Here is a 19,633-nt window from a genome sequence, read left to right as displayed (position 1 = left end):
ATTTATGAGTTCAAAATATTGCCATGAGTCTCGGTCAGCTTTAACTGTTCGAGTTTTCCCTACTGACTTAAACAATCACCAAACTTTATTTGGTGGAAAAATTCTTGCTGACATGGATATGACTGCTTCAATTACTGCTTCTAAACATTCAAGATTGAAATGTGTTACTGCTTCGATCGACCATGTAGACTTCTTACATCCTGTTACAGAAGAGGATTGTATCTCTTATGAATCCTTTGTCGTAGTTACAGGAACATCATCTATGGTCATTTTCGTAAAAGCGATTGCAGAGAACTTGATTACAGGCAATCGCCGCGTTGCAGCTACTTCATTTTTAACATTTGTTGGAATGAAAGATAATAAAACGGTACCAGTTCCAACTATCATTCTTGAAACTGAAGAAGAACGAGAACTTGCTGAAATAGCAAAAGCAAGAATCGAAAATCGTAAAAATAATAAATTAATCAGTAAAAACATTGAAACAATTATCTCTACAAAACCTTTAAAATTAAAACAAAGTGATGAGTAAATTAATTTGTTTCCTAAATAAAAAAGAAACTGAGGAATTTTCTTCAGTTTCTTTTTTTCTAATTATGATTAATGCGTAGAAATACCAGATACACCATGGCCGGTATTAGACTTCACAAGAATTTCATCAAATTTAGCTTCATTTTCTTTTTTACTTGAAAGAACTGTGCCTAAATATGCAGCTATGAATCCTAAAGGAATCGATATAATCCCTGGATTCGTTAAATTTATTAATGGTTCTCCAACAAAAATGGCTTTTCCTTCAATTGGACTCCAAATATTAGGACTTATTGCTACTAGTATGATGGCAGATATTAATCCCGTTAACATACCAGTAATTGCGCCCGTCGTATTAAAACGTTTCCAATAGATTGTAAAGAGTATGACTGGTAAGTTCGCACTTGCAGCAACAGCAAATGCTAAAGATACTAAAAAGGCAACATTTAATGTTTGTGCAAATATTGCAAGTAAGATTGAGATTAAAGCAACACCAATCGAGGCATATCTAGCCATTGATACTTGCTCTTTTTCAGTTGCTTTACCTTGTTTTAAAATTTCATTGTAAAAATCATGTGCAAAAGCAGATGCAGCAGTTAGTACAAGCCCTGCTACTACTGCAAGAATAGTTGCAAATGCTACAGCTGAAACAAAAGCAAATAAAAAGTTACCACCTAATACTTCAGCTAAAAGTGGCGCCGCCATATTTCCTGCTGGATTTGCTTTTATAATCTCAGAATTTCCAACAAAGGCAGCTGCCCCAAATCCAAGGAAAATCGTCATAATATAAAATGCTCCGATTAACCAAGTTGCATATACGACTGATTTTCGTGCCGTTTTCGCATCACGGACTGTAAAGAAACGGACCAGTATATGAGGTAATCCAGCTGTTCCAAGAACAAGTGCTAAATTAAGTGAAATTGTGTCTAATCCATTTGTGTATTTTACACCTGGATTTAAAAATGAGTCCTTTAGTGGAGTTGCAGTTCTCATTTGGCTAAACATTTCATTAATGTTGAAATTAAATTTAGCAAATACGATGATTGAAATAACTAATGTTCCAAGCATGAGAAGTATTGCCTTTACAATTTGAACCCAACTAGTAGCCCTCATACCTCCAAATATTACATAAACAGTCATTAATATACCTACTATTAAAACAGCAGTCGTATAATCAATTCCTAGTAATAATTTAATCAGTGCACCAGCACCAACTAGTTGTGCAATCATATAAAAGATTGAAATTGTCATTGTGTTTAACGCGGCTACCCCTCTTACTTTTCTTTGATCAAATCGCGCTGCAATCATATCTGCTAACGTATATTTACCAAGATTTCGTAAAGGCTCAGCTACTAAATATAAAACGACTAAATATGCAACTAAAAATCCGATGCTATAAAAGAATCCATCAAATCCAGTTAAAGCGATCGCACCTGCAATTCCTAAAAAGGATGCCGCTGACATATAGTCTCCTGCAATTGCAAATCCATTTTGCCATCCAGTTAACCCACCGCCGGCTGTATAGAAATCTTTCGCGTCTTTTGTTTTTTTAGAAGCGAAATATGTAATAACTAGCGTTCCAAGTACGATAATTAAAAATAAAGTAAATGCCGTCGTATTCAAATTTCCTCCCCTCCTTTATTTAACTTTTCCAATACTCGATCTGCCATTTTGTCAAAGGATGCAGCTTTCTTACTGTACATCATACATAGTACCCATGTCATAACAAATTGAGCGAATGCAAATATCCACGCCCATGTGACCTCCCCAATTGCTTTTGTATTCAGTGCTTTAGAATAAGAAGTCATTAAAGGTAATGCAATGTAAAAACAAAAAAAGAATAAAGACATTGGTAGGATAAACTTTCTTTTTGCTTTCAGTAACTGTTTAAACTCATGAGATTTTGCAACTTCCGAGTATTTGCTTTCACTCATACTCGTACTAGAGTTTTGGTCCAATTCCATCATCATACTCCCCTTTCAAGTTTTTATTTCTTGATAAATTTGAAAATATTATTGCTAAAAACAAATGAAAGAATATTCAGAAACTAAGATAATTGTATTTCATTTAGAAACACTTTAATAAATGTTTTCGATAGACAAGAATTAACAAGTTCTAATTTTTAAATTATTTTTTGTAGAATTAAAACTCAAGATCAACTTGAAATACAAAAAACTTCCGCTGACTTACAAACTGAAAACATAATTAGACAAGTTAAAACCAAATCAAAGAATTTTTTGTCAATAAAAAAATCCCTCTTTTCAACTGAAAAGTAGGGATTCTTCATATTATAAGTGATTAAATGTCTTATAAAACCTTCTCTAAGAATAACTTTGCACGATTTGTTTTAGGTTTTGTAAATAATTCGATTGGCGTTGCATCTTCAACTAGATTTCCTTCGTCTAGGAATAGAATTCGATCTGCAACTTCCTTTGCAAAACCCATTTCATGTGTAACGATGACCATTGTCATACCAGTATGAGCTAATGATTTCATTACTTCAAGTACTTCTTTTACCATCTCTGGATCTAAAGCTGATGTTGGTTCATCAAATAGCATTACTTTAGGTTCCATTGCAAGTGCTCTTGCTATAGCTACACGTTGTTTTTGACCACCTGAAAGTTTAGGAGGATATACGTTTGCTTTTTCAAGAAGACCAACTTTTTCAAGTAGAGCCTTCGCATTTTCTTCTGCTTTAGCCTTACTCATACCTTTTACATTAATCGGAGCATACGTAATATTTTCTAGAACTGTCATATGTGGGAACAAATGAAAATGCTGGAATACCATACCTACATCTTCACGAATTTTCATTATATTACTTTTAGGATTTGTAATTTCAATATCATCCATCCAAATTTCACCATTTGAAGGAGTTTCTAATAAATTCATACAACGTAAAAATGTAGACTTTCCAGAACCAGATGGGCCAATTACAGCAACAACAGATCCTTGCTCAATTATAGTTGTTATTCCTTTTAATACATGAACATTTCCAAAGCTTTTATTTAAATTAGTAATTCTAATCATTTGTACGCATTCTCCTTTCAACAGATTTACCTAGAAGTGATAAAATCATAATGATAATGTAATAGATTGCAGCTACAAAAATAAGTGGCTCCATAAATGAGTAAGTCTCTCCACCAACTAAGAATGCTCTCCTCATTAAATCAGATGCACCAATTACTGTTACCATTGCTGATTCCTTCGTTAACGTAATAAACTCATTCATCAAAGCTGGTAAAATATTTTTAAATGCTTGAGGTAAAATAATTTTTGACATCATTTTACGATAAGGGATCCCTAAAGCTGATGCAGCTTCTTGTTGACCTTTATCTACTGCTAGTATACCTGCACGGATGATCTCTGATACATAAGCTCCTGAATTCAATCCAAAGGCCAATACGGCTGCAGGAAACTTTTCGATATCGACACCAATTAATTGTGGTAAACCATAATAAATAATCATTAATTGCAAAACCATCGGTGTTCCACGAAAAATTGATGTATAAAAATCTGCTATTACAACTAGCCATTTTGCACGGCTAATTTTCATTAATGCAAGTAATATTGCTAAAACAAGACCTAATAAAATTGAACAAACAACTACTAGAAGTGTTAATTTTAATCCGGCCAATATATATGGAATTGAAGGGACAATTTGAGAAAAATCTAAGTTCATATTGTAGTACTCCTTTACTATTTGTCTTTTAAATTGCCAAGTTTATTCGACAAAGTCTGTTTAGATAAAGAGCACTGGTTTAGAAACCAATGCCCTTTGTTTCATATAATTCATATCCAATGGATTGCTCATATTCAGTTAATGCTTCATCTAAGATTGCTAACCCATCATCGATTTGATTCTTCGTAACTGTTAATGGTGGAATCATTCGAATGACTTCACTGTTGTTACCACAGAAATAGAATAAAACACCTTTTTCCAAAGCCAGATCAAGAATTTTAAATAATCCATCACCGTCTGGTTCTTTTGTAGCGGGATTAATGATTTCAATGCCGATCATTAACCCAATTGAGCGAATGCTTCCAATTACCGGATGCTTTACTTTTAGTGCATTCAGTTTTTCTACAGCGTAAGCTCCAACTTCTTTCGTATTTTCTAAAAGCTTTTCTTCTTTAATAATTTCTAAAACAGCCAGTGCAGCTGAACAAGCTATTGGATTTCCTCCAAATGTTGTTCCATGACTACCTAGTGGCCACTGTTTCATTAGTTCATTTGATGCTACAGTCGCACTTAAAGGAATACCATTTGCAATCCCTTTTGCAATTGCCATAATATCTGGCGTTACATCAAAAGTATGTGCAGCAAACCAATCTCCTGTACGACCAAATCCAGTTTGAACTTCATCAAAAATTAGTAAAATATTATTTTTATCACAGATTTCTCGTATTTTCTTTAACCATGCTTTAGGTGGTACTATATATCCACCTTCACCTAGAACTGGCTCTACAATAACTGCAGCTACTTCTTCTGGTGTTACTTGATGATTAAATAAACGTTTAAAATCTTTTTCTAATTGTTCTACTACATATTGTTCTTCATCATAACCTTCAGGGCATTCTGAAACATTTGCATACGGTATTTGATAAGAGCCTGTTGGTTGTAAAAATTTTCGATACTTACTTTTTGATGTCGTAACGCTTAATGCTCCCATAGAACGGCCATGGAAACAACCAATAAATGAAACAATATATGGACGTTTAGTAGCATGTTTAGCTAACTTAATAGCACCTTCAATTGCTTCAGTTCCACTATTACCAAAAAAGAAAGTATCTAAGTTACCAGGAAGAATTTCAGCCAACTCATCTGCTAGCTTTAAAATCGATTCGTAAATAATAACACCCGACGGACCATGAGCTAAAGAATCAGCACCATCTTTAATTGCCTGTACTACTTTTGGGTGACGATGCCCAACATTTGTAGTAGCAATGCCAGATGTAAAGTCTAAGTACTCCTTACCATCTACACCATAGTAGTAACAGCCTTCTTCCTTTACAACCGGTAAGTTAGGATGATCCTTTGCCATGCTTGGCGCAAGACGTAAAGGCATTTTTTCTAATAAGTGACTCCAATCTCTCTCCATCAATAATTCCTCCCCTGATTACAACAAAACTTATCATTTTCAATATCTTCTGCCATACCCTATAGCTTTATCTTTTAATCTATTAAAAACTTACGTATTACTTCAATTCTCCGAACCATTTTTTAACTAATTTATCAATAGTTCCATCTTCTTTTAATTCTTTTAGTGCTTTATCAAATTTAGGTGTTAATTTACTACCTTTTGGAAGAGCTACTGCTGAACCAGATGTTTCAAAGAAATCTTGCATTAATTCGCCTTGCATTTCAGGTAATTTATTTAAATAGCCACTTGCTACAGATTGTTCGATAACAACAGCATCAAATCTTCCAGCTTTTAATTCTTCTACCATCTCAGGGATTCGGTTACGGTTTTCAACTTTAAATCCAACTTTTTTAGAAACATCAATTGCTTTTGTTTCTTGAATTGAACCAGCTTGTACACCGACTGTTTTTCCTTTTAAATCTTTAACACTTTTAATGTTTGAATCTTTATTTACAACTATTTCATTTTGATCAGTGAAATATGGTTGAGTGAAATCTGCATTTTTCGCACGCTCAGGTGTCTTTTTCATACCTGCCATAATAAAATCTACTTTATCTGCATTCATCGCAGTAATTAATGAATTAAAATCAATGTCTTTAACTTTAATAGTGTAACCAGTTTTTTTACCAAGCGCTTTAGCTAAATCAACATCAAACCCGACTATTTTATCCTCTTTAGTGTCAATAAATTCATAAGGCTTATAATCCGCACTTGTTCCTAAGATTAAGGTTTTATCATCTGACTTGTTACAAGCAGATAACATTCCAATTGATAATGCTGATGCAGCTAAAACTCCGACTAATTTTTTCATTAATGCTTCCCCCTAATTTTTTAAAAATTCAAACTTATTATTTATATTATCTTTTTAGTATTCTATTAAACAACCATTTTTTTCGAATGAATAATTATTCCACAAAATGAATTTTAACACATACTAATAAATATGCAACTATATTTTTCAGGTTTTCGACAAAAAAATTAGATACAGCCTAATTTTACAAGGATATTATTTAAAATTTTTTTTCATTAATATTCATTATGTTTATATATTTATTCATCTAGGTGAATGATAGTATTGTTATTACACTTTTCAAATCATTCAAAAAGTTTTCGACAAATCTCGCATATTACTGCATTTTAAATTACCAAAAACATAAATTCCCCCAAATTTAAGCGTTTTCATGCTTATTCATAAAAAAAATACCATTATGGAAATGGTATTTTCATAAAAATGATTACATTATTCATTTATAAATTATTTTATTATATTAAAACTTCCTCTTCTATTACTACATTAACAACCTTATTCTCCTTATAATAAAAGGAATAATGATGATTCCGCTCGTTTTTTAATAGTATAGGAAGAAAATATGGAATACACTCTCCTACTCCTTGATTTTTTTCATCTATTACCCAATCTATTTTTTTCCAATCTAAAATTCCTTCATCTGTTTTTAAAGGCGTATCATATTTTAGGTTATTAGAAACCTCGGCCAGAAATACATACATACCTCCGAAATCCACATCTTCTTCATGCCAGGTCACTTTCCCTTTATAAGTAATATCTTTCAACTCAATATGAATTCCAGTTTCTTCTGCAATCTCTCTTTGCACTGATCTTTCGATTGTTTCCCCATTTTCTATTTTTCCACCAACACCATTCCAAATTCCCATTGTAGGAGCATTTATACGATTTAACATTAATAGTTCATCATTTCGTTTGATAAAGCATAAAGTATATTTCACAAATTCCCACTTACCTTTCAAGCATATTAGTATATTTTATCTCTATTAATTATGGCATAATTTGCTATTTATTTGTTTGTAAAACAACTTTACTAATTTTTTAGAATATTTTAAAATTTAAATAATATATTAGTACTACAAAGGAGAGGTGTGTTGTGGATCAATCAAATATTATCGATTTAAACCAATATAGAAAATCCAAAAAACATAAACTAGAATCTTTCGCTTTTCGAGTAAAATATGACGAAACAGCATATAAGGATGCATTAATGCTATTAATTTTTACATGCTCCTTAGCTGCACTATCTTTCTTTTTTATTTTTTATTTTATTTACAAACTATCCATTAATTAGAACGGTTCATTTCATTTCAGTTTACATAATAATATTATTATGCACAAAAAAAGTACAAAAATTTATGGAATTTCCCCCATAAATTTTTGTACTTTTTTATTTAAATTTCTTCACAAAATTGATCGAAGTAATTTTGAAGTTTTTGAATAACTTGCATTGGATCATGGCCTTCGATTTCATGTCGCTCAACCATCGCAACAAGCTCACCATCTTTTAAAAGTGCAAACGATGGAGAAGATGGTGCTTTACCTGTAAAATATTCACGTGCTCTCGCAGTAGCTTCTTTATCTTGCCCTGCAAACACAGTTACTAATTGGTCTGGTCTTGCATCATAGTGCACTGAATGTGCTGCTGCAGGACGCGCAATACCACCAGCACAACCACATACTGAGTTTACCATTACAAGTGTAGTGCCTTTCTTTTCTAGTGCTTGCTCGACGTCCTCAGGTGTTTTTAACTCTGCATAACCAGCCGCTACGATTTCTTGACGTGCAGTATGGACAACATCATTCATAAAAAAATTAAAATTCATATTCATTTCATCTACTCCTTACATGCTCTTTTTTTCATCTTACCAATTAAGCGGCTATTAATTCAAGCTTTTGAACCTGTTAGTTTTATTATTTCAAATGAATCTTTTTAACGCATTAATTAATCACTCACTAACTCTACGATTACATTCGGCAAATGAGCTAAAGTAGATATGGCGTATTGGTAATCTTCATTTAATTCTTCAACAACTCTTATTACGGTTACGAATGGATTTTTTATGACAAACTGATCAATCTTTTCCACATTTCCTGCAATAAATAAAACTTTTGCATCAATCTTATTTTTTAATCCGACTGAATGTAACGTGGATAATACATTTTTCATTAGTTCTTCTTCTTGCTCACTAGCACCTTCTAATATTATACAGTCCCAACTTAATAACTTAAACTGATCAAAAAGAAGTTCGTCCATATCTCTCCCTCCATATCGTTTGTTTATACAAATATATGAGGAAATGAACGAAAGCATACTTTTTTAGTATGAAATGAAAAAACTCTAATAATTAAGCTTCACCAATACCGAACGCCAATACTAATAAGAAGAAAAAAATAAATGTGACAACATTTAAGACGACGCCAAGAATAATATTTGTAAGTTTTTTTGAGAGGAATGCAAAAATTACCCCTGTTATTGATAAGATTAAAAAGCATAAAAGGAATATGCCTAGTTGTTGAGTGTGATCATGGATAAAAAGAGCTATAACTATACTGATACCAACCATCATTAAAGAAAGCCTACCATATTTATTCAAAATAACTCCCCATCCTCGCTATTTTTATTCTTACTTTAAATGTATCACAATTAGTTACTGGAAATGAATGGAAAAAATATTTATTCTAACAAAAAAAGAACGCTTATTTGCGTTCTTTTAAGAATTAACCGTTAATTTTGTATCCGATTCAACCTTGACTGCATTTCTTTTTTGAAAAAGTCGATTTACAAAATACATCATTGGAAAACTTATAAAAGCGATTGCACTAATAATAACAAAACCACGGCCGCCATTTTCATATCCGAAGTAAGCTAATAAACTTCCACCAAGCGCTGGCCCGAAAACGAAGCCAAGCTTTGAGAATCCCATTGCCCCAAAATAAGTACCCTTTAATTCTTCAGGAGCAAGCTGATCGACAAATACATCTGTAAATGTAAATGCAAATATTTCTCCTACAGTTAACACAATCATTACGATTGCTAATAAGAAAAAGTTAGTAAATAACCCAAATCCAGCAACCGCTAAACTAACAATCACATTTCCAATCATCATAGATACAGTAGGTGAAAAATTCTTCATTCTACTTACAATTGGGAATTGAAGTATTACTACAGTTACTGCATTGATTGTTGTTAAATACGCATACAGTTTAACTCCATTATGAAACTGTGGTGCATTCGCGAAATATTGAGACATTGTTGAAAAGCTTTGTGAATAACCAAGCCCATAAAAACAGATTGTTAGAATCGTTAAAGCAAAGATGATATCCTTACGTAAAATTGAAAACGACGCCTTCATCGTAACTTTGTTAGTTGTTGAAGCAGACTTTCCTTCTCCAATTTTATATTTTGATAACATAAATAATAATGTTAAACCATAAAAAAAGTACACAATTCCAGATAATACAAATGGCAATGTACTTTTAGAGCTTCCTAGATATAAACCAACTAAAGGACCTACTGCAACTCCAACATTAATCGCAGCATAGCGCAAATTAAAGACTAACAGTTTTGATTTTTCGTCGGTTAAATCAGAAAGTAATGCTCTTGAAGAAGGTTCGAAAAATGATGAACAAATATTTAAGATCGAGTTCAGCACGAAAAACCAGACGAAAGAATTTCCTAGTCCAAAACCAACTAATGTAATAGACCATAAGAAAATACTCGATAATAAAATAGTTTTTCTTCCAATACGATCAGAAAGAGTTCCTCCAATGAAACTGAAAAGTACCCCTAAAAAAGATGAAACTGTTAACATGAGCCCAACCATTGCAGGTGAGATATGTTTAACTGAAGTTAAATAAATAGCTAAAAACGGCATACTTACTGTGCTAGCAAACCTAACGAATAAAGTTCCTATAACGATATTCCAAGCAACAGGATGTACGGCAGATAAATTTTTAAACATCTTATCCCCCCTATTTCTCTAAGATGTCACATATTTGTAAATTATCTTACAAATGTTACAGTTTGTAAAGGTTTTAGTTCAGGGACCTAAAAGTGAACTGGAGGTTGCGTAAAAGACTTAGGAAAGGGGGGAAAGCTTCTAATAAAGCCAATGCTAAAGTTATTTTAGGAAATGGTATTGCATGGAGACATAAGGGGTATAGAGAAGAGGAATGACATCCTATTCCCTATTGATTTTCGTATCACGATAAAGATTGTCTTTTAATATAGCCATGAATCGGTTTTTACTATTATCAATCACTTCGAAGCCGAATTTGCGGTATAAGTTGTGAGCATCTCTTGTACCAAGCATGAATGTTCGTACAGTTGAGAGTTTGTCATAACTCATGATTTGTTCCATTAGCCATTTTGATAAGCCTTGTTTACGATATTCTGGGAGAATAAATACGTCTGCTAAATAAGCAAATGTGACGCCATCTGAAACTACTCTAGCGAAGCCTACTTGTGTTGGTTCATTTTCTCCTGGACTCCCCTTGTAAACACCAAAACAGAAAGATCCTTTGATAAATCGCTCAATGTACTCATAAGGAATTTCATTTGCCCAATATGAATCTTTGTCTAAAAAATGATAAATAACTTCTCTGTTTAATAATTCTTTATTAGTTGATATGTAATAGCCGTTTTGCTCAACTAGCATAATGCCCACCCCTTTTTTAATAAAATACAGAATTTTATAATTATTTAATTTTATCACAGGTCATTACAAAAGGGCATTTTATAAATTCAGGAAAGAGGAAACACATATGTCCTTTTTTATTACCTTTGCATGGTTGAGGGGTATCTCGGTGGCGTTTTTCATTATGCGTGATTTTATGTGTCTATTTTTATAGATAATTAGCATATTTCATCACTAATTTTTACTCTGATTTTAATTTTCACTACCTCAGCAACAAATCTATTTTTAAACATAAAAAAAGAGGTTGCCACCTTAAGACAACCTCTTTCGTTTAAGAATTAATATACGTTCGTATTTTCTTTTGTTGTATTTTCTAGGATTTCTTTTACTCTTCCTAAGAATTTACCACAAATGAATCCGTCAAGTACACGGTGATCAAGTGATAAGCATAGGTTAACCATATCACGAACGCCAATCATACCGTTTACTACAGCTGGACGTTTTACGATGCTTTCAATTTGTAAAATTGCAGCTTGTGGGTAGTTAATGATACCCGCGCTTTGAACACTACCAAATGATCCAGTGTTATTTACTGTGAATGTACCACCTTGCATTTCGTCTGATTTTAATTTACCAGTACGAACTTTTGTAGCTAATTCTGTAATTTCACGTGCAATACCTTTGATTGTTTTCTCATCAGCATTTTTAATTACTGGAACAAATAATGCATCGTCTGTTGCAACAGCGATCGATAAGTTAATATCTTTCTTTTGGATGATTTTGTCTCCAGCCCACATTGAATTAATCATTGGGTATTCTTTAAGTGCTTGCGCTACAGCTTTAACAAAGAATGCGAAGAATGTTAAAGAGAAACCTTCTTTTTTCTTGAAAGAATCTTTAAGACTGTTTCTGTAATTTACTAAGTTTGTAACATCTACTTCGATCATCATCCAAGCGTGTGGAGCTTCATGTTTACTACGTAACATATTTGAAGCAATTGCTTTACGTACGCCTGTAACTGGAATTTCAATATCACCAACTGCTGTAGGAATAACAGGTGCTGGTGCTGCAGCAGGTGCTTTAACTACTTGGGCAGCAGGAGCAGTTTGTGCTACAACTGGTTGAGCAGGAGTTTCAACTGCAACAGGTGCTGGTGCCGCTTGAGGTACACCATTTGCGATTGCATTTAAAACGTCTTTTCGAGTAACTCGACCATTATTTCCTGTACCAGGAATTAATGAAAGATCAAGATTATTTTCTTGTGCTAAACGAAGTACAGCTGGAGAAAAACGTACTTTACCAGACTCATCAGTTTTATCAATAGTTTGAACCGGTGCAGCAGCTACAGGAGTTTGTGCTGGTGCTACAGGTGCAGCTTTTTCAGCTGGTTTAGTTTCTTCGATTGTTGTAGCAGCTACTTCACCAGAAGCTCCTTCAACTTCAATCGTACAAATGATTTCACCAACAGCTAAAGTTTCCCCTTCATTTGCGATTAATTCTTTAATCACTCCAGAAAATGAAGATGGTACTTCAGCATTAACTTTATCTGTCATAACTTCAGCAAGTGGATCATATTTATTTACGTGATCCCCTACTTTTACTAACCAAGTACTAATTGTACCTTCTGTTACACTTTCACCTAATTGAGGCATTTTAATATTTTCGATCATCATTATGTCCCCCTTTTTCAAACAGTGCCATTAAAATGCTGCAAGTTCTCTAGCCGCTTTTTCTACTTTGTCTGGATTAACCATGAAGAATTTTTCCATTGTAGGAGAATAAGGCATTGCCGGAACATCAGGGCCAGCAAGGCGAGCGATTGGCGCATCTAATTCAAATAAGCAATTTTCAGCAATAATTGCTGCAACTTCGCTCATTATACTTCCTTCTTTATTATCTTCAGTTACTAATAAAACTTTTCCTGTTTTAGAAGCAGCTTCGATAATAGATTCTTTATCTAATGGATAAATTGTACGTAAGTCTAAAACATGTACAGAAATGCCATCTTGAGCTAACTTTTCTGCAGCTTGAAGTGCAAAGTGTACACATAATCCGTAAGTGATGATTGTAATATCTTCACCTTCACGTTTTACATCAGCTTTACCAATTGGAAGTACGTAATCAGTTTCAGGTACTTCACCTTTAATTAATCGATAAGCACGTTTGTGTTCAAAGAAAATTACTGGGTCATTATCACGAATTGCTGCTTTTAATAATCCTTTAACATCATAAGGAGTAGAAGGCATTACAATTTTTAAACCTGGTTGACCTGCAAATACCTTCTCAACAGATTGAGAGTGATAAAGTGCACCGTGTACACCGCCTCCATAAGGAGCACGAATCGTAATAGGACAAGTCCAGTCATTGTTTGAACGATAACGAATTCTTGATGCCTCAGAAATAATTTGGTTTACTGCAGGCATAATGAAATCAGCAAATTGCATTTCAGCTACTGGTCTAAGTCCGTACATTGCAGCACCAATACCAACACCCGCAATTGCAGATTCTGCAAGTGGTGTATCTAATACACGATCCTCACCAAATTGATCATACAGACCATGAGTCGCTTTAAATACTCCACCTTTTAATCCAACGTCTTCCCCTAATACAAATACCTTTGGATCGCGTTCCATTTCCTCTTTTAACGCTAAAGTTACTGCATCTATATAAGACATTACTGCCATATTGTCCTACCCCCTCTTATTCTTCGTAAACAAACTTCAATGCATGCTCAGGTGCTGCATATGGAGCGTTTTCTGCGTAGTCAGTTGCTTCATCAACAATCGCACGAATTTTTGTATCTAATTCTTTTTCTATTTCTTCTGTTAACACACCAACTTCATGAAGGTATTTAGCAAATGTAAATAAGCAATCTTTGCTTTTTGCTTCTTCTACTTCTTCACGAGAACGGTAAATACGATCGTCATCATCACTAGAGTGTGCAGTTAAACGATAAGATACAGCTTCGATTAATGTTGGACCTTCTCCACGACGAGCACGGTCAACTGCTTCTTTTGTTACACGGTAAACTTCTAATGGATCATTTCCATCAACAGTGAAACCAGGCATTCCGTATCCAATTGCACGATCTGATACTTTTTCACATGCTAATTGCTTTTCAATCGGTACTGAGATAGCATATTTGTTATTTTCACACATGAAAATTACTGGTAACTTATGTACACCAGCAAAGTTTGCGCCTTCATGGAAATCACCTTGGTTAGAAGAACCTTCACCAAATGAAACCCAAGAAACGATATCTTTACCTTCCATTTTTGCAGCTAAAGAAACACCAACAGCGTGAGGTACTTGAGTTGTAACTGGAGATGAACCTGTAACGATACGATTTTTCTTTTGTCCAAAATGACCTGGCATTTGACGTCCACCAGAGTTTGGATCTTCTGCTTTAGCAAAACCAGAAAGCATTAATTCTTTTGCTGTCATTCCGAATTGTAAAACAACACCCATATCACGGTAGTATGGTAATACGTAATCTTTTGTATTATCTAATGCGTAAGCTGATCCAACTTGAGCTGCTTCTTGGCCTTGACAAGAAATAACGAACGGAATTTTACCAGCACGATTTAATAACCACATACGCTCATCAATACGACGCGCCATTAGCATTGTTTCATACATACTAAGAACGTCATCATTTGATAAACCAAGCTGTTCATGACGGTTTGAAGTTGTAACCTTTTCCATAAATATCCCCCTTTTACCACATACGATGTGGAAGCGTTTTAAATCATTATAGTGATGAAATGTAGAGATTTACTCTCTACATTTCATTATTTTAAATTAAGAGTGAATTGCTAATCCTTCTACAGCAAGTGCTGCTTCACCAATTGCTTCTGATAATGAAGGATGTGGGTGAATTGTATGAGAAATTTCCCATGCAGTTGCATCTAATACTCGTGCTAAACCAGCTTCAGAGATCATATCAGTTACATGAGGTCCAATCATATGAACACCCAGAAGATCATTTGTCTCTTCATCAACAATTATTTTAACAAAACCATCATGCTCACCGTAAACTAAAGCTTTACCAATTGCACGGAACGAGAATTTACCTTTTTTAACTGTGTAGCCTTTTTCTTTTGCTTCACGCTCAGTTAAACCAACAGATGCAACTTCCGGATTACTATAAACACACTTACTTACCATTGTTGGATCTAATGGAAGTGGTGAATTACCTGCAATATGCTCAACTGCAATTGTACCTTCTCTTGAAGCAACATGTGCTAATTGTAGGCCACCAATTACATCACCAATCGCATAAATATGTGATTCTTTAGTTTGGTAATTAGCATTTGTTTGGATAAAACCATTTTCAACTACGATGTCAGTATTTTCTAATCCGATACCTTCAACATTCGCTTGACGACCAACAGATACTAACATTTTTTCAGCAGTGAAAGATTTCTCAGTATCTTTATGAAGTGCATTAATTCTTACACCATTATCGATTACTAAAGTTTCAGCTAAAACTTTCGCATCAGTAACTAATTTAATACCTTTTTTCTTTAATAATCTAGTCATTTCTTTAGAAATTTCTTCGTCTTCTAAAGGTAAAATAGTTTTACTATACTCGATTACTGTTACCTCAACACCAAAATCTGCTAACATTGAAGCCCATTCAATACCAATTACACCGCCACCAACAATAATAATTGAAGCAGGAAGTGACTCCATTTTTAACGCCTCATCAGATGACATTACATGCTCACCATCAATAGTTAATCCAGGTAAAGACTTTGGTCTTGAACCAGTTGCGACTAAAACGTTCTTAGGAATTAGCATTTCGTTCTCGCTACCATCGTTCATTTCTACTGAAATTGTTCCTGGCATTGGAGAGAAGATTGAAGGACCTAAAATACGTCCTAAACCGTCGTATACGTCAATTTTCCCTTGTTTCATTAAGTGTTCAACACCTTTATGAAGCCCGGCAACGATATTTTCTTTTCTTTGTTGTACTTTGCTAAAATTTAATGTTACGCCTGATGTTTCAACACCAAACTCTTCACTTTTCTTAGCAGTTGAAAAAACTTCTGCACTACGTAATAATGCTTTACTTGGGATACAGCCTGCATGTAAGCAAGTTCCACCTAGTTTATTTTTTTCTACTACTGCTACTTTTAATCCTAATTGAGAAGCACGAATAGCAGCTACATAGCCACCTGTACCGCCACCGAGTACGACTAAATCATATTCTGTTGCCATGATGAAATTCTCCTCACATTTATACTAAAGATTTAACTGCAAATTCTCCAGGATAGATTTTTGCTTCTTCTTCTTCTCGAAGTACGCGAAGTGCACCTTCACAAAGAGCTTGAAGTTCATTTTCACCTGGTAAAACAATTACACGTGCCATCCATTTAACTCTTTTTGTTATTTCATTAACAATAAAATCACTATAAGCAATTCCACCAGTTAATATAATTGCATCAATATTACCCTCAAGTACAGCTGCTGCACTTCCAATTTCTTTTGCGACTTGGTAAGCCATTGCTTCATATACTAAAGCAGCTTTTTCGTCACCATCTTCAATCATGTTTTCGACTTTAATTGCATCAGCCGTTCCAAGATAGCTAACTAATCCACCTTGACCAACCATCATTTTTTGAACTTCGTTAATATAGTAGTCACCAGAGTAACAAAGTTTTATTAAATCGCCAATTGGTACAGTTCCAGCTCGCTCTGGACTGAAAGGTCCTTCACCATCTAAACCATTATTTACGTCAATTACGCGTCCTTTTTTATGAGCACCAACACTCACACCTCCACCCATATGGGCGATAATAAGGTTTAAATCGTTATATGACTGTTCTAACTGTTTTGACACTTTTCGTGCTACAGCTTTTTGGTTTAAAGCATGGAAAACACTTCTTCTTTCCATAAGTGATTGTCCGCTGATTCTTGCAACCGGATTTAATTCATCTACTACTACTGGATCAACGATAAATGCTGGTATGTTTAATCCTTGTGCAATCTCATTAGCAATGATCCCACCAAGATTTGAAGCATGCTGACCACTATAGCCAATTTTCAAATCTTCTAACATGATTTCATTTACAGCATAAGTTCCACCTTCGATTGGTCTAAGTAGTCCACCTCGACCACATACAGCACTTAATTTTGAAATGTTAATGCCTTCTTTGTGTAATACCTCTAAAATAACATTTTTTCTAAATTCATATTGATCAATTATTGTTTTGTATTTATTTAATTCTTCATCGTCATGGCGTATTGTTTGTTCAAAAATTGGTTTTTCATCATCAAATACACCAACCTTTGTGGATGTGCTGCCAGGATTAATTACTAAAATACGATGCATTGTCAACACTCTCCCTTCTAAGTTTACCTTACCTTTATAGATAGAAAGAAAGAGGTACTATTACTTCACTCTTTCTTTCCATCTAAAAAATAAAGGAATGTTAATTAAATTTTATTTAGTCAATTATCTTCTGCTTAAAATGTTGTGACCATTTGATAAGAATTGGCTACGAGATTTTGCCATTGTAGCAATACGCTCTTCAGCTAAACGGTCTGCAGCTAAATATGTTGGAATACCGTCACGTTTAGAAATTTCGATAACTTTTGCAATGTTATCATATAAGCCTTCAACTTTTTTCATTGCACGGTCGTAGTTATATCCATATAACTCATCAGCAACGTTGATTACTCCACCAGAATTGATTACATAGTCAGGAGCATAAACGATTCCTAATTCATGGATTAAATCACCATGACGAGTTTCTTTTAATTGGTTATTTGCAGAACCTGCAATAACTCGAGCTTTTAATTGTGGGATTGTTTTATCGTTAATTGTTGCACCTAAAGCACATGGCGCATAAATATCACATTCTACTCCATAAATATCATCAGGATCTACTGCTGTAGCACCAAATGCTTCTACTGCACGTTGTACAGCTTCTTTATTAATATCAGTTACGATTAATTGAGCGCCTTCTTCATGTAAGTACTCGCAAAGGCTGTAAGCAACATTACCAACACCTTGGATTGCAATTTTTTTACCTTCTAAGCTGTCAGTACCAAATGCTTCTTTTGCAGCAGCTTTCATACCACGGTATACACCGAATGCAGTAACTGGAGATGGATTACCTGAAGAACCGAATGATGGTGAAATACCAGTTACATAATCAGTTTCTTCATGGATTAAATCCATATCTGCTACAGTAGTACCTACGTCCTCAGCAGTAATATAACGACCATTTAAGCCTTGGATATAACGACCAAATGCACGGAACATTGCTTCGTTTTTATCTTTACGTGGATCACCGATGATTACAGTTTTTCCTCCACCTAAGTTTAAGCCAGCAGCAGCATTTTTATAAGTCATACCTTTTGCTAAACGTAGAGCATCTTCAATTGCTGCTTCTTCTGATTCGTAAGTCCACATTCTTGTTCCACCTAAAGCTGGACCTAATGTAGTATCGTGGATTGCAATAATTGCTTTTAATCCTGATTCTTTATCTTGGCAGAAAACAACTTGCTCATAATCATAAGTTTCTAAGTATTTGAAGATTTCCATGTAATAACAGCTCCCTTAAATTGTGTAAGTTTAGTTTTTAGAATTACATATAGCTAATGCTAATGAATATAATTTTGTCATTGCAGAGTCAGAACGCGATGTTAAAACAATCGGTGCCTTTGCTCCAGCAATAAGTGCAGCCACTTCTGAGTTTGCCATAAAGACTAAAGATTTATATAAAATATTTCCAGTTTCTATTGTAGGAACTAATAAAATATCAGCTTGCCCAGCAACTTCTCCAGTTAAGCCTTTATGTTTTGCTGCTTCAACAGAAATGGCATTATCAAGCGCTAATGGTCCATCAACAATACAATTTTTAATTTGTCCTCTTGTATTCATGACAGTTAGTGTTGCTGCATCTAGCGTTGCTTGCATTGCAGGATTTACTACTTCGACAGCTGCCAGTACAGCAACTTTAGGGGTTTCTAATCCTACTTTCCTTGCAATTTCAACACTGTTTTCAATAATTTTCACCTTTTGATCTAACGTAGGTGCTATGTTCATCGCAGCATCCGTTATGATTACTGCATTTTCTCTACCTGGTACGTCGAATATTGCAACATGTGATAAAACACTTTTATCTCTTAAACCATATTCTTTGTTCAATACTTCTTTTAGAAGAACTGAAGATGAAAGATTACCTTTCATTACAATTGAAGCTTCACCAGAGCGAACAGCTACAACTGCATTTTTAGCAGCCTCTTTGTTTGAATGAGAATGAACAATTTTTATTCTTTCTGCAAATTGTTCGTTTTTTAATAAATCTTCATACATTTCATAGATAGCTTGCTCATTTCCGAAAAGTAAGAAATTTGCTAAATCATTATCTAACGCTATTGAAACTGCTTCTTTTACTTCGAAGTCCTCAGCAACAGCTACAGCAACAGTTTGCCTAGAATGATTTTTCGCACGTAACATTATATCTGTTAAATTCATTGAAAGCCCTTCCTTTCATCCCCTTGCA

General features: G+C 34.2%; 21 protein-coding genes. 2 read left to right on the top strand and 19 right to left on the bottom strand.

Features of this window, described 5'->3' with window-relative positions:
- Nucleotides 1-4 precede the first annotated feature (4 nt).
- Nucleotides 5-529 (top strand): acyl-CoA thioesterase, encoded by a 525-nt coding sequence (locus ACFWM3_RS10740; RefSeq protein ID WP_056475263.1) that lies wholly within the window; start codon nucleotides 5-7, stop codon nucleotides 527-529.
- A 68-nt stretch (nucleotides 530-597) separates the two neighbouring features.
- Here the strand turns inward: ACFWM3_RS10740 and ACFWM3_RS10735 are convergent, their stop codons facing one another.
- The 7 genes from ACFWM3_RS10735 to ACFWM3_RS10705 form a co-directional block, all read right to left on the bottom strand.
- Nucleotides 598-2,148 carry a solute symporter family protein gene (locus ACFWM3_RS10735; protein ID WP_390311323.1) on the bottom strand — a complete coding sequence of 517 codons (1,551 nt, stop codon included), beginning with the start codon at nucleotides 2,146-2,148 and terminating at the stop codon, nucleotides 598-600.
- Nucleotides 2,145-2,489, bottom strand: a complete 345-nt coding sequence (locus ACFWM3_RS10730) for a DUF485 domain-containing protein (RefSeq protein WP_056475258.1) — start codon at nucleotides 2,487-2,489, stop codon at nucleotides 2,145-2,147. The genes ACFWM3_RS10735 and ACFWM3_RS10730 overlap by 4 nt, the downstream gene beginning before the upstream one ends.
- A 343-nt stretch (nucleotides 2,490-2,832) precedes the next feature.
- Nucleotides 2,833-3,555 carry an amino acid ABC transporter ATP-binding protein gene (locus ACFWM3_RS10725; RefSeq protein ID WP_390311322.1) on the bottom strand — a complete coding sequence of 241 codons (723 nt, stop codon included), beginning with the start codon at nucleotides 3,553-3,555 and terminating at the stop codon, nucleotides 2,833-2,835.
- Nucleotides 3,548-4,207 carry an amino acid ABC transporter permease gene (locus tag ACFWM3_RS10720; RefSeq protein WP_056475253.1) on the bottom strand — a complete coding sequence of 220 codons (660 nt, stop codon included), beginning with the start codon at nucleotides 4,205-4,207 and terminating at the stop codon, nucleotides 3,548-3,550. Before ACFWM3_RS10720 ends, ACFWM3_RS10725 begins: the two co-directional genes overlap by 8 nt.
- A 79-nt stretch (nucleotides 4,208-4,286) precedes the next feature.
- Complete coding sequence (locus tag ACFWM3_RS10715; RefSeq protein ID WP_390311321.1) at nucleotides 4,287-5,627, bottom strand: aspartate aminotransferase family protein; 1,341 nt, start codon at nucleotides 5,625-5,627, stop codon at nucleotides 4,287-4,289.
- 97 nt (nucleotides 5,628-5,724) lie between these two features.
- Nucleotides 5,725-6,480, bottom strand: a complete 756-nt coding sequence (locus ACFWM3_RS10710) for a transporter substrate-binding domain-containing protein (RefSeq protein ID WP_390311320.1) — start codon at nucleotides 6,478-6,480, stop codon at nucleotides 5,725-5,727.
- 452 nt (nucleotides 6,481-6,932) lie between these two features.
- Nucleotides 6,933-7,415 (bottom strand): NUDIX hydrolase, encoded by a 483-nt coding sequence (locus tag ACFWM3_RS10705; RefSeq protein WP_390311319.1) that lies wholly within the window; start codon nucleotides 7,413-7,415, stop codon nucleotides 6,933-6,935.
- 155 nt (nucleotides 7,416-7,570) lie between these two features.
- On the opposite strand from ACFWM3_RS10705, the gene ACFWM3_RS10700 reads away from it, so the two are divergent.
- The gene (locus ACFWM3_RS10700) at nucleotides 7,571-7,768 is read left to right on the top strand and encodes a hypothetical protein (RefSeq protein ID WP_056475245.1); all 198 of its coding nucleotides are present in this window, start codon (nucleotides 7,571-7,573) and stop codon (nucleotides 7,766-7,768) included.
- 100 nt (nucleotides 7,769-7,868) lie between these two features.
- Here ACFWM3_RS10700 and ACFWM3_RS10695 read toward each other — a convergent pair whose 3' ends face one another.
- The 12 genes from ACFWM3_RS10695 to yqiS form a co-directional block, all read right to left on the bottom strand.
- Nucleotides 7,869-8,306, bottom strand: a complete 438-nt coding sequence (locus ACFWM3_RS10695) for a BrxA/BrxB family bacilliredoxin (protein WP_056475242.1) — start codon at nucleotides 8,304-8,306, stop codon at nucleotides 7,869-7,871.
- 113 nt (nucleotides 8,307-8,419) lie between these two features.
- A complete protein-coding gene (locus tag ACFWM3_RS10690; RefSeq protein ID WP_390311318.1) occupies nucleotides 8,420-8,731 on the bottom strand; it encodes a hypothetical protein in 312 nt (103 codons plus the stop codon).
- 91 nt (nucleotides 8,732-8,822) lie between these two features.
- A complete protein-coding gene (locus tag ACFWM3_RS10685) occupies nucleotides 8,823-9,071 on the bottom strand; it encodes a hypothetical protein (RefSeq protein ID WP_390311317.1) in 249 nt (82 codons plus the stop codon).
- Nucleotides 9,072-9,188: 117 nt separating this feature from the next.
- Nucleotides 9,189-10,439: an MDR family MFS transporter gene (locus tag ACFWM3_RS10680; RefSeq protein WP_056475233.1), complete on the bottom strand. Its 1,251-nt coding sequence runs from the start codon at nucleotides 10,437-10,439 to the stop codon at nucleotides 9,189-9,191.
- A 219-nt stretch (nucleotides 10,440-10,658) separates the two neighbouring features.
- Nucleotides 10,659-11,135: a GNAT family N-acetyltransferase gene (locus tag ACFWM3_RS10675; protein ID WP_390311316.1), complete on the bottom strand. Its 477-nt coding sequence runs from the start codon at nucleotides 11,133-11,135 to the stop codon at nucleotides 10,659-10,661.
- A 317-nt stretch (nucleotides 11,136-11,452) separates the two neighbouring features.
- Complete coding sequence (locus ACFWM3_RS10670; RefSeq protein WP_390311315.1) at nucleotides 11,453-12,787, bottom strand: dihydrolipoamide acetyltransferase family protein; 1,335 nt, start codon at nucleotides 12,785-12,787, stop codon at nucleotides 11,453-11,455.
- Nucleotides 12,788-12,814: 27 nt separating this feature from the next.
- A complete protein-coding gene (locus tag ACFWM3_RS10665) occupies nucleotides 12,815-13,798 on the bottom strand; it encodes an alpha-ketoacid dehydrogenase subunit beta (RefSeq protein ID WP_025671106.1) in 984 nt (327 codons plus the stop codon).
- 16 nt (nucleotides 13,799-13,814) lie between these two features.
- On the bottom strand, nucleotides 13,815-14,819 hold the full coding sequence (locus tag ACFWM3_RS10660) for a thiamine pyrophosphate-dependent dehydrogenase E1 component subunit alpha (RefSeq protein ID WP_098232832.1): 1,005 nt from the start codon (nucleotides 14,817-14,819) through the stop codon (nucleotides 13,815-13,817).
- A gap of 96 nt (nucleotides 14,820-14,915) precedes the next feature.
- Nucleotides 14,916-16,337, bottom strand: a complete 1,422-nt coding sequence (lpdA, locus tag ACFWM3_RS10655) for a dihydrolipoyl dehydrogenase (RefSeq protein WP_098428782.1) — start codon at nucleotides 16,335-16,337, stop codon at nucleotides 14,916-14,918.
- 19 nt (nucleotides 16,338-16,356) lie between these two features.
- On the bottom strand, nucleotides 16,357-17,457 hold the full coding sequence (buk, locus tag ACFWM3_RS10650) for a butyrate kinase (RefSeq protein WP_335475190.1): 1,101 nt from the start codon (nucleotides 17,455-17,457) through the stop codon (nucleotides 16,357-16,359).
- Between the two features lie 117 nt (nucleotides 17,458-17,574).
- Nucleotides 17,575-18,669 carry a branched-chain amino acid dehydrogenase gene (gene bcd, locus ACFWM3_RS10645; RefSeq protein WP_056475213.1) on the bottom strand — a complete coding sequence of 365 codons (1,095 nt, stop codon included), beginning with the start codon at nucleotides 18,667-18,669 and terminating at the stop codon, nucleotides 17,575-17,577.
- A 30-nt stretch (nucleotides 18,670-18,699) separates the two neighbouring features.
- The gene (gene yqiS, locus ACFWM3_RS10640; protein WP_390311314.1) at nucleotides 18,700-19,605 is read right to left on the bottom strand and encodes a phosphate butyryltransferase; all 906 of its coding nucleotides are present in this window, start codon (nucleotides 19,603-19,605) and stop codon (nucleotides 18,700-18,702) included.
- Nucleotides 19,606-19,633: the final 28 nt, after the last annotated feature.

Origin of the sequence: Gottfriedia sp. NPDC058432 (assembly GCF_042721555.1) — a bacterium.
GTDB lineage: Bacteria > Bacillota > Bacilli > Bacillales > Bacillaceae_G > Gottfriedia.
Note: the sequence above shows the minus strand (reverse complement) of the source record. Positions and strands in the feature narration are given on the sequence as shown.

Coding starts and splice junctions, on each gene's coding strand:
- ACFWM3_RS10740 (WP_056475263.1), top strand. CDS start 5: ATGAGTTCAAAATATTGCCATGAGTCTCGGTCAGCTTTAACTGTTCGA.
- ACFWM3_RS10730 (WP_056475258.1), bottom strand. CDS start 2,489: ATGGAATTGGACCAAAACTCTAGTACGAGTATGAGTGAAAGCAAATAC.
- ACFWM3_RS10725 (WP_390311322.1), bottom strand. CDS start 3,555: ATGATTAGAATTACTAATTTAAATAAAAGCTTTGGAAATGTTCATGTA.
- ACFWM3_RS10720 (WP_056475253.1), bottom strand. CDS start 4,207: ATGAACTTAGATTTTTCTCAAATTGTCCCTTCAATTCCATATATATTG.
- ACFWM3_RS10715 (WP_390311321.1), bottom strand. CDS start 5,627: ATGGAGAGAGATTGGAGTCACTTATTAGAAAAAATGCCTTTACGTCTT.
- ACFWM3_RS10710 (WP_390311320.1), bottom strand. CDS start 6,480: ATGAAAAAATTAGTCGGAGTTTTAGCTGCATCAGCATTATCAATTGGA.
- ACFWM3_RS10695 (WP_056475242.1), bottom strand. CDS start 8,306: ATGAATATGAATTTTAATTTTTTTATGAATGATGTTGTCCATACTGCA.
- ACFWM3_RS10690 (WP_390311318.1), bottom strand. CDS start 8,731: ATGGACGAACTTCTTTTTGATCAGTTTAAGTTATTAAGTTGGGACTGT.
- ACFWM3_RS10680 (WP_056475233.1), bottom strand. CDS start 10,439: ATGTTTAAAAATTTATCTGCCGTACATCCTGTTGCTTGGAATATCGTT.
- ACFWM3_RS10675 (WP_390311316.1), bottom strand. CDS start 11,135: ATGCTAGTTGAGCAAAACGGCTATTACATATCAACTAATAAAGAATTA.
- ACFWM3_RS10670 (WP_390311315.1), bottom strand. CDS start 12,787: ATGATGATCGAAAATATTAAAATGCCTCAATTAGGTGAAAGTGTAACA.
- ACFWM3_RS10665 (WP_025671106.1), bottom strand. CDS start 13,798: ATGGCAGTAATGTCTTATATAGATGCAGTAACTTTAGCGTTAAAAGAG.
- ACFWM3_RS10660 (WP_098232832.1), bottom strand. CDS start 14,819: ATGGAAAAGGTTACAACTTCAAACCGTCATGAACAGCTTGGTTTATCA.
- lpdA (WP_098428782.1), bottom strand. CDS start 16,337: ATGGCAACAGAATATGATTTAGTCGTACTCGGTGGCGGTACAGGTGGC.
- bcd (WP_056475213.1), bottom strand. CDS start 18,669: ATGGAAATCTTCAAATACTTAGAAACTTATGATTATGAGCAAGTTGTT.
- yqiS (WP_390311314.1), bottom strand. CDS start 19,605: ATGAATTTAACAGATATAATGTTACGTGCGAAAAATCATTCTAGGCAA.